The organism is Desulfitobacterium sp. (genome assembly GCF_982384815.1).
Genome location: NZ_CEVWNY010000014.1, coordinates 33,335 through 40,803, shown reverse-complemented (window position 1 = coordinate 40,803; position 7,469 = coordinate 33,335). Strand labels below are relative to the sequence as shown.

The 7,469-nt window shown below is 46.8% G+C and carries 6 protein-coding genes and 1 pseudogene; all 7 read left to right on the top strand.

All coding sequences use genetic code 11. From position 1 onward, the window contains the following. Positions 1–162 precede the first annotated feature (162 nt). The 7 genes and pseudogenes from AC1U9U_RS04255 to fdnG all read left to right on the top strand — a co-directional run bounded on the left by AC1U9U_RS04255 (position 163) and on the right by fdnG (position 7,468). A complete protein-coding gene (locus AC1U9U_RS04255; RefSeq protein WP_479959305.1) occupies positions 163–528 on the top strand; it encodes a diacylglycerol kinase family protein in 366 nt (121 codons plus the stop codon). Positions 529–647: 119 nt separating this feature from the next. Next, positions 648–1,094, top strand: a pseudogene (locus AC1U9U_RS04250) (cytidine deaminase); the annotation flags it as partial. A 137-nt stretch (positions 1,095–1,231) separates the two neighbouring features. After that, complete coding sequence (gene era / locus AC1U9U_RS04245) at positions 1,232–2,161, top strand: GTPase Era (RefSeq protein WP_479959304.1); 930 nt, start codon at positions 1,232–1,234, stop codon at positions 2,159–2,161. A 1-nt stretch (position 2,162) separates the two neighbouring features. Next, the gene (deoC, locus tag AC1U9U_RS04240; RefSeq protein ID WP_479959303.1) at positions 2,163–2,825 is read left to right on the top strand and encodes a deoxyribose-phosphate aldolase; all 663 of its coding nucleotides are present in this window, start codon (positions 2,163–2,165) and stop codon (positions 2,823–2,825) included. A gap of 50 nt (positions 2,826–2,875) precedes the next feature. After that, positions 2,876–3,700: a DNA repair protein RecO gene (gene recO / locus AC1U9U_RS04235; RefSeq protein WP_479959302.1), complete on the top strand. Its 825-nt coding sequence runs from the start codon at positions 2,876–2,878 to the stop codon at positions 3,698–3,700. Then, complete coding sequence (locus tag AC1U9U_RS04230) at positions 3,663–4,124, top strand: DUF4342 domain-containing protein (protein ID WP_479959301.1); 462 nt, start codon at positions 3,663–3,665, stop codon at positions 4,122–4,124. The genes recO and AC1U9U_RS04230 overlap by 38 nt, the downstream gene beginning before the upstream one ends. A 293-nt stretch (positions 4,125–4,417) precedes the next feature. Then, positions 4,418–7,468 (top strand): formate dehydrogenase-N subunit alpha, encoded by a 3,051-nt coding sequence (fdnG, locus tag AC1U9U_RS04225; RefSeq protein ID WP_479959300.1) that lies wholly within the window; start codon positions 4,418–4,420, stop codon positions 7,466–7,468. The last annotated feature ends 1 nt before the right edge of the window (position 7,469 follow it).

Here is a 7,469-nt window from a genome sequence, read left to right as displayed (position 1 = left end):
AAGAAGATGAAAAGGTAGAAATGCGCCAACAAGAAGAGGCAGTAATGAGCCAAATCGGCCTTTTGCGGTGAAATAGTGAAACAAGGGGACAGGTACTCTGTTTCATGCATAAGTGAAGTGAAACGAGGAACCTGTCCCCCTGTTTCAGTTAGGAAGATTAATGTGGCAAAATCTCAAAAGAAAAGTTCTGAATGGCAAAGCTTTCGGGCCGCTTTCCGCGGAATTTTCTATAATTGCAAAACCCAGAGGCATTTCCGCTTTCATTTGGTTGCCGCGGCTATTGTTATCATAGCAGCCGCACTACTTAAAGTGGAACGATGGGAATGGGTGATTTTACTCCTGACCATCGGCAGTGTGATGACGGCGGAGGCCTTTAATACAGCTATAGAAATCGCCGTTGATTTAGCCGAGCCTAATTTTAATTCCTTAGCCGGCCTAGCCAAGGATGTAGCAGCCGGTGCTGTCCTAATTACAGCCATCATTGCCGTTATTGTAGGTTTAATTATCTTCCTCCCTCACCTACTCTGAAAAGTTGAGACGTGACTGCAAGGCTACTACACTCGGTCGCACCGGTGCTACTCACTTGCGGCTACACGACCAAGACATTTTCTATAGTCTGATTTGGCGAGAAGCGGCATGGGGTAACTCTACAGTATGTTGAAAGGAAGGTTACTGTGGAAAAAACACAAGATATTTCCCCTGAACAAGTCCAAGAATTGGTCCGACTTGCTCAAGAAGCATATAGAGCTGCTTATGTTCCCTATTCTCATTATCCGGTAGGGGCAGCCACCTTATGGGAATCAGGGCGTATTATCACCGGTTCCAATGTTGAAAACGCCAGTTATGGTCTAACCCTTTGTGCAGAGCGTAATGCCGTTTTTCAGAGTATCCACCAGGGGGAACGCAGCCTCAAGGCCGTGGCGGTTGCTGTGCCCACCGAGGATTTTCCCTCGCCCTGCGGTGCTTGCCGACAGGTTATGCGTGAATTTGCTCAAGATTGTTTGGTAATTTTAGTCAACGATAAAGGGCAAACTAGGAAGACTAGCCTCAGTGCCTTATTACCTGATTCTTTTGGGCCGGAATTTCTCGACTAAGCCTGGTAGCCACGGGGACGTTTCCCTTGGCATATTACATTGAAGTCAGGGAATCTTCCACTTGGCCCTTTGAAACAATGTACCTGTCCCCCTGTTTCACTGAGGCTGTCGATTAAACATGAGGAAGTGATAATAATTTGCTAAATAAAGAGCTTAATAAAGATTTTCGATCGGGATTTGTTACGGTGATTGGACGTCCCAATGCCGGAAAATCAACCCTACTTAACCAACTTCTTGGCCAAAAAATCTTAATTATGTCCGATAAGCCCCAGACCACACGGAATAAGATTCATTGTATCCTTACCGAGGAAAGAGGTCAGGTAATTTTCTTGGATACGCCGGGGATTCACAAACCCAAGCATAAGCTGGGAGAGTTTATGGTGGATTCCGCTTTAGAATCCCTCCGGGAAGTTGATCTGATTCTTTATATGGTGGATGCCTCAGTTGATTTTGGGGCCGGTGAAGAGTACATTTTAGAAAATCTTAAACAGGTTAAAACCCCTTGTATCCTATTGTTGAATAAAATTGACTTAATCGAAAAAGATAAATTATTAAAGCAAATAAAAGATTACTCCGAGTTAAAAGACTTTTTAGCGATCATCCCCATCTCCGCCAAGACGGGGGAAAATAAGGAAGATCTTCTGAAGGTGATCTTTGAGGAACTGCCGGAGGGTCCCATGTATTATCCTGAAGACGAAGTTACCGATCAACCGGAGCGTTTTATTATGGCGGAGTTGGTACGGGAAAAGGTGCTGCACCTTACACGGGATGAAGTGCCCCATTCAATTGCTGTTGTGGTGGAAAGTGTAGAGGAGAAGAAGACCTTAGTTAAGGTACGAGCCCTCATCGTAGTTGAACGCGATTCCCAAAAAGGAATTATCATAGGCCAAGGAGGCAGGGTCCTTAGGGAGATCGGTAGATTGGCACGGCAGGATATTGAAACCCTATTAGGTAGTAAGGTCTTTCTCGAGCTCTTTGTAAAGGTCGAAAAGGACTGGCGAAACCGGGGTGCAAGTCTCCGGGAATTCGGCTATTCGGAACGTGATAGCAAAGGAGGAAAAAGGTAAAATGTCGAATTTTGAGGGGGTACGCCCCCAAATGATTGATCACACCTTACTTAAACCGGATGCTACGGAAAAGGATATTGTGAATTTATGTCATGAGGCAAAACAGTATAAATTTGCTACTGTCTGCATTAATCCTGCTTATATTTGTACGGCAGCGAAACTCTTGCATGGGAGCGGAGTGGGGGTGGCTACGGTGATTGGCTTTCCGCTAGGGGCAACCATGACGGAAGTTAAAGTCCAAGAAATCTTTGCTGCTAAAGCCCATGGGGCACGGGAAGTGGATGTGGTGATGAATATCGGCTCAGCGAAATCCGGAAATTGGGAAGCGGTGGAAAAAGATATTTCGCGGACTATTGAAGCAGCCCATTGCTGTGGAGTTATTGTAAAGATCATTATTGAAACTTCATTGCTCACTGAAGAGGAGAAACGTAAAGCCGCTGAGATTGTCAAAACAGCAGGGGCGGATTATATCAAAACATCCACCGGTTTCGCCGGTGGGGGGGCCACAGTGGAGGATGTACGCAATCTTAAAGCCTGGGTAGGGGAATCCGTCAAGGTTAAGGCTTCCGGCGGCATTCGTACCCGTGAATTTGCTTTACAACTGATTGAGGCGGGAGCGGACCGTCTTGGGACCAGTTCAGGGGTACAGCTTATTAACGGCTGAATATTTTAGGGATAGAAACTAGATATTTACAAAGACTATGAGGTGAGGATGTGGGAGTTTACCACGCCGATGCTTTGGTGATTAGAAGCCGGGAGTATGGGGAATCAGACCGTTTGCTCACACTGTTTTCGCGGGAATACGGGAAAATCCAAGCCGTTGCCAAAGGGGTGCGTAAGCCCAAAAGCCGCCAAAGGGCGGGTGCGCAGCTGTTCACCTACGCGGAATACTTAATACATAAGGGCAAAACCCTGGATACGGTAAATCAGGCCAGCCCCAAAGAGAGCTTTCCCCATCTGTGGGCGGACTTGGATATGAGCATGGCTGCAACGGCAATGGCGGAACTTCTTGATTTGGCAACAACACCTGAGCAGCCCTATCCGGAATTGTTTACCCTTACCTTTTCAGCTCTTTTCCTCATGGAAAGCAGTGATCCTGCCCTTATTCAGAGTGCCTATGCCTTAAAGCTTATAGCTCACCTCGGTTATCGGCCACGTTTGCAAGAATGTGCAGAATGTGGGCAAAAGGTTCAGGGTGAACGGATCTTTTTCAGTTCGGAATCCGGTGGAGTGGTTTGCAGCCAATGCCATACCCGGGCAAGTACCCCCATGGTTGGCCGCTGGGTAAGCGGGGGAAGTCTGGGGCTGATGGGCCGGCTTCTCCAGGGGGAACTAACAAAACTAAGTCGCCTACGTTGGAATGAATGGATGAAGAAAGAGATCCTTGATACCTCACAATTCTATTGTGAACAAATCTTAGATAAAAGGTTAAAATCCTGGAGCATGGGGAGCCGCTTGGTAAGCGTGGGACAAAATCCAAGCGGAAAGGATGATTTGCAGTATGAGCGAAGCGATGTGGACCGAACTGGAGAAGGTTGATATCTTGTGTGACCGGTTAAATTTAACTTACGATGAAGCGCGGCGCGCTTTACAGAAGGCCAATGGAGATGTGATCCAAGCCTTGGCAGATTGCGAGAAAGAGCTGGACCTTGAGGGAGGAACAGTCGGCAAAGTGTGGAATGGTACCAAAAACAGGGTCGGCCGTTTGTGGCAGACTCAAGTGAAGCTCAAGCATAACGACCGTACTGTTTTCAGCATTTCTGCCCCCTTGGGGATTGCCATTGGCTATATGGTATGGAAACGTCCGGCACTCCGAGTTCTCGGTTTGGTGGGGACAGTAGCCGCGGTTATGCAGAACTATGAACTTGAACTGGAATCAATGATGGATGATGAAGAGCTTGAGCCGTATTATCATGCATCTTACCCTGCGCCTTATCCGTCAGAGGAAATCGGCCTTCAATAGGCAACAGGCTTCGAAGACTTATTCTTCGGAGCCTGTTTTTATATTTTAGAAGGAAAGACTTTGTGAAACGTTGAATTAAACTGAATTTATTGACAATTACTGTTCCCTATGGCAAAATGTTATCTATAATTTCAATTAAGTTGAAAAGTTTAACAATCCTGAAATTTAATTCACATATACAACATTAAAAACCGTTATTTTTCCCTTTATTACATTTACTATAGAAAATTCCCCACCTATAAGGAGGAGGGAATTGATATAAAACAGAGGATAATAATTGAGGAGGAGAGAAAATGGAAGTAACCCGCCGTGGGTTCCTCAAGCTTTCCGGGGCATCCTTGTTTGCCTTGGCTTCCGGTCTTGGATTTGATCCTGAGATCGCCCAAGCCCAAGGCTTTAACCTCAGAATTGAAGGAACCACCAAAATTCCAAGCATCTGTCACTTCTGTTCCGGCGGATGCGGCTTATTGCTTCACATCAAGGATGAGAAGCTGGTTTACCTTGAGGGCGATCCTGACAACCCGGTAAACAACGGGACTCTTTGCCCGAAAGGTGCAAGTCTGAGTCATGTTGCCCATGCGGAAGATCGACTCATGAGGCCCAAGTATAGAGCTCCCGGTGCCAGTGATTGGCAAGATATTTCCTGGGACGAGGCGATCCAGAAGATTGCCTCCAAAGTCAAGGAAGTACGCGATAATACCTGGGTAGCTACGGAAGAAGTCGGAGGTCAAACCTATAACGTAAACCGTGCCGATGGTATCGCCGTTATTGGATCAGCGGAAGTCGATAATGAAGAATCCTATATCATCAAAAAATTCTCGGAGATTATCGGCACACCCTATAACGAACACCAGGCCCGTATATGACACGCTCCTACGGTGGCAAGTTTGTCACCTTCCTTTGGTCGTGGTGCAATGACCAACTCTTGGCCGGATATGCAGCATACAAAGTGCTTCTTAATTGCCGGCAGTAACTGTGCTGAGAACCACCCTATAGCGATGCGCTGGATTAACAAAGCCAAAGAAAAAGGGGCCAAGGTAATCGTAGTTGACCCTCGATTCACCCGAACCGCTTCTCAGGCAGATATTTTTGCTCAAATTCGCCCTGGAACGGATATTGCCTATTTAAGCGCAATAATTAATTATATTCTCCAAAATAAGCTTTATGATGAAGATTTTGTCCTAAACCACACTAACGCTCTCTATAAGATAAGTAAGGATTTTAAATTTGAAGATGGACTATTTTCCGGTTTTGATGAAAAAACCAAGAAATACAACTTTGACACCTGGGCATACCAGCTGGACGCAGATAATAAGCCTATAAAAGCCACTAGTTTGGATGATCCGGACTGTGTCGTAGGTAAGCTAAAGGAACATTTTTCACGTTATACACTGGAAACTGCCGCAGACATCAGCGGTATTCCCGCGGAAAAAATTAAAGAAATCGCCGATACTTTCTGCAACACCAGACCCGGCAGTATCCTTTATGCTCTGGGCATGACCCAACATACAACCGGCGTTCAGGGAATTCGTTGCTATGCTATTATTCAGTTGCTCCTGGGTAACGTAGGCAAAGCCGGAACCGGTATTCAGGCACTCCGCGGTGAGCCCAATGTTCAGGGCTCTACCGATATGGCCAATCTCTTCAATAACTTGCCGGGTTATTTGGCGGCACCGGTTCATACAGATAAAGACCTGCGCAGTTATCTGGTTCGTAGTGGATCAGCATTTGAAAGACATATCGTTTCGCAACTAAAAGCTTGGTTTGGTGAGAAGGCTACCAAGGAAAACGATTATTGTTTTAATTATCTGCCCAAATATAACGCTACGAAAAACTACAGCATGGTAAAACTTTGGGAATATGCCAATGCGGGGCAGTTTAAACTATTGCTCAATTTTGGTTCTAACTCCATGGTATCAATACCCAATCGGCAAATTGTTCGTGAAGGGTTGGCTAAACTTGACATGTTGGTCATAGCCGACGTTTATGAGGTCGAAACAGCCCAATTCTGGCGTGAAAAAGATCCCACAACCGGCAAACTCCTAGTAGATCCGGCAAAAATCAATACGGAAGTCATTCTCCTTCCGGCTGCTTTTTCTTATGAGAAAGCCGGTACCTTATCTAATTCCGGACGCTGGATTCAGTGGAAAGATCCCGCCTTGAAGCCTCCCGGTGAATGCTTGCCGGATTTAGATATGCTGGATCGCATTTACAAGAAACTTAAAGAGCTCTATCAAACCAGCACCGATCCCAAGGATGCACCGATTCTCAATGCTCGCTGGAATTATGGGGAACATCCGGATCCCCTTAAAGTTCTCCAAGAACTCAGCGGCTATGACGAGACCACCGGTAAATTGTTCCCAACTTTAGCTGACTACTTAAAGGCCCCAATTGGCACCGGCTCTTCAGGCTGTTGGATTTATGCCGGTGTCACAGGGAACGGAAACCTGGCGGCCCGCCGCGATAATTCAGACCCATCAGGACTTGGTTTGTATCGTAACTGGAGTTTCTCCTGGCCGGGTAACATCCGCATCCTCTATAACCGTGCTTCCTGCGATATGAACGGTAAGCCTCTTGATGAGAACCTCAAGCTTATTTGGTGGGATGGTGCCAAGAATTCTTGGGAAGGCAACGATGGCCCCGATGTCCCGGATAAAACCAAAGGACCGGATACACCGGAAGGAAAACAGGTTTTCCGCATGAACCCGGAGGGAGTAGGACGACTTTTCACTGCCAAGTATTTCAGTGGAATTCCCGCAACACCTCCCGCCGATGGTCTGCCGCCGATGGGGGTGCGACCTGCCGGTCAATGTAATGACGGACCATTACCGGAATTCTATGAGCCTGTCGAAAGCCCCACCGACAATGTTTTGCACCCAAATGTAAACTCGAACCCGACGGTTCCTGTCCCGAACTTCCTGCCCGGGGTTACCAATGTGGGAACCAAGGAAGAATTCCCCTATGTATTGACAACCTATGCTGTCGTTGAACATTTCTGTGCCGGTGGAATCACCAGAAATAATCCGGTGCTTAATGAATTGATGCCTCAACCTTTTGCTGAGATCAGTAAGAATCTTGCCCAGAAGATTGGAGTTAAAGAAGGGGATATGGTGGAAGTATCCTCTGCTCGGGGAGCGGTCAAGGTCGTTGCGCTGGTAACCGATCGGTTACAGACCTTGAAAGTCAACGGTAAGGATGCAGAAACTATCGGTATGCCTTGGAGCTGGGGATTTGCCACACTTAACCCGGGACCAAGTGCCAACAACTTGACCATCGGTGCTATTGATCCGACTGCCGGCACACCGGAATATAAGTGCTGTTTAGTCAACATAAGGAGGGCGTAGA